The sequence below is a fragment of the Silvimonas sp. genome, assembly GCF_031291215.1.
GTDB classification, from domain to species: domain Bacteria; phylum Pseudomonadota; class Gammaproteobacteria; order Burkholderiales; family Chitinibacteraceae; genus Silvimonas; species Silvimonas soli.
In genome coordinates this window covers 1-1731 of record NZ_JARLJK010000100.1, presented here as the reverse complement: position 1 = coordinate 1731, position 1731 = coordinate 1, and the positions used below count along the sequence as shown (strand labels likewise).

Genomic DNA, 1731 nt, shown 5'->3' with positions numbered 1-1731 from the left:
CCCCCGGTGTCAGGATAGTTGTCGCCTCTCCGAATTTTCCTGAAAACGCAGATCGGGGGCGGAAAGAGACTGTTCGTGCCGTACTATTCACCGGAACGCAAAGCCGCATTGCTCAAAATGCTGCTTCCCCCACTGAGCCTGTCGATGGCCGAGGTTGCTCGGCGCGAAGGGGTCAGCGACATGTCATTGGCCAACTGGCGCAGAAAGGCCCGCTCTGAAGGAAACGCAGTGTCCGAGAACATCCCATCGGCCCAGAACTGGACAGCCGAAGCCCAGTTTGCCGTCGTCCTTGAAACCGCCGGCTTGTCCGAAATTGAACTGGCTGAATACTGCCGTCGCAAAGGCCTGTACCCCGAGCAAATCAAGGCTTGGCGGCAAGCCTGCATCAACGGCCAGAAGGCAGACAAAGCGCAGCAAAAAGACGATCGCGAGCAAGCCCGCAAGGACAAGAAACGCATCCAGGAACTGGAGCGCGAGCTGCGCCGCAAAGACAAGGCGCTGGCTGAAACCGCCGCGTTGCTGGTGCTGCGAAAAAAGCTCAACGACTACTGGGGGATCGACAACGAGGACAACTGACCGCCTTGCCGGAACGGCAATTACTGGTGACCTGGTTGAGTGAAGCCCGGATGGCCGGCGCCCGGAAAATCAAGGCCTGCCAGGAAGTCGGTCTCTCGCTCAGAACCGTGCAGCGCTGGACTGAAACTGAGGCGGTTCAGGCAGACGCCCGAACGACCACGGTACGACCCAGGCCGCGCAATGCGCTGAGCGAGGTCGAACGACAAGCGATCCTAAACGTGTGTAACAGCCCGGGCTACGGCCATTTGCCGCCGAGCCAGATCGTACCGAGGTTGGCTGATCAGCAGCTCTATCTGGCGTCGGAGTCGACGTTTTACCGGGTGCTGCGTGCGGCAGGCCAACAGCAGCATCGTGGTCGTAGCCAGCGCCCCAGGCGGCACGTGGCACCGACGACGTATGCCGCCAAAGGGCCGAACCAGGTGTGGTCGTGGGACATCACCTACCTGCCGTCTCCGGTACGCGGAAAGTATTACTACCTGTACCTGATCGAGGATATTTACAGCCGCAAGGCCGTGGGCTGGGAGGTTTACGAAGAAGAAAGCGGCGAGAAGGCGGCTGCGCTCTTGCAACGTAGCGTGATCGGCGAGCAGTGTTTGCACGCGCCACTGGTGCTGCACTCGGACAATGGAGCACCGATGAAATCGCTGACGCTGTTGAGCAAAATGCATGAGCTGGGCATCACGCCGTCACGTGGCCGACCGCGAGTGAGCAATGACAACCCGTACTCGGAATCACTGTTTCGGACGTTGAAATACTGCCCACAATGGCCGGCAGATGGCTTTGCCAGTCTGGACGCCGCACGCGCCTGGGTCAGGGATTTTATGCGTTGGTATAACCACGAGCACCGGCACAGCCGAATCCGCTTTGTGACCCCGGCCGAACGGCACCGTGGTCGGGATCATCAGATCCTGGCTCGGCGTCATGAGCTGTACGAGCAAGCCCGGGAGAGTAGCCCAGAACGCTGGTCTGGACAGACACGAAACTGGGAGCCGATGGGTACGGTGCTGTTGAACCCGGATCGGGAGCAGCCGCTTGAGAAAAGAGCAGCATAGTTAGACGGTGACGCGACAACTACCTTGAAAAACGCCGGGGGCGCTGTGCGCCAATCTATCCCGGGCGACTAAACCCGATCACTGAATAGGCAGTGACGGACTG

The 1731-nt window shown here is 59.8% G+C and carries 1 protein-coding gene; it reads left to right on the top strand.

The features are described from left to right. The first annotated feature begins 75 nt into the window (after positions 1–75). Positions 76–1628, top strand: a protein-coding gene (locus P4L78_RS10670; RefSeq protein ID WP_309328050.1) for an IS3 family transposase whose coding sequence is annotated in 2 segments (ribosomal slippage) — positions 76–538 and positions 538–1628 — 1554 coding nt in all. Because the reading frame shifts where the segments join, the coding sequence is not laid out codon by codon here. Positions 1629–1731 lie beyond the last annotated feature (103 nt).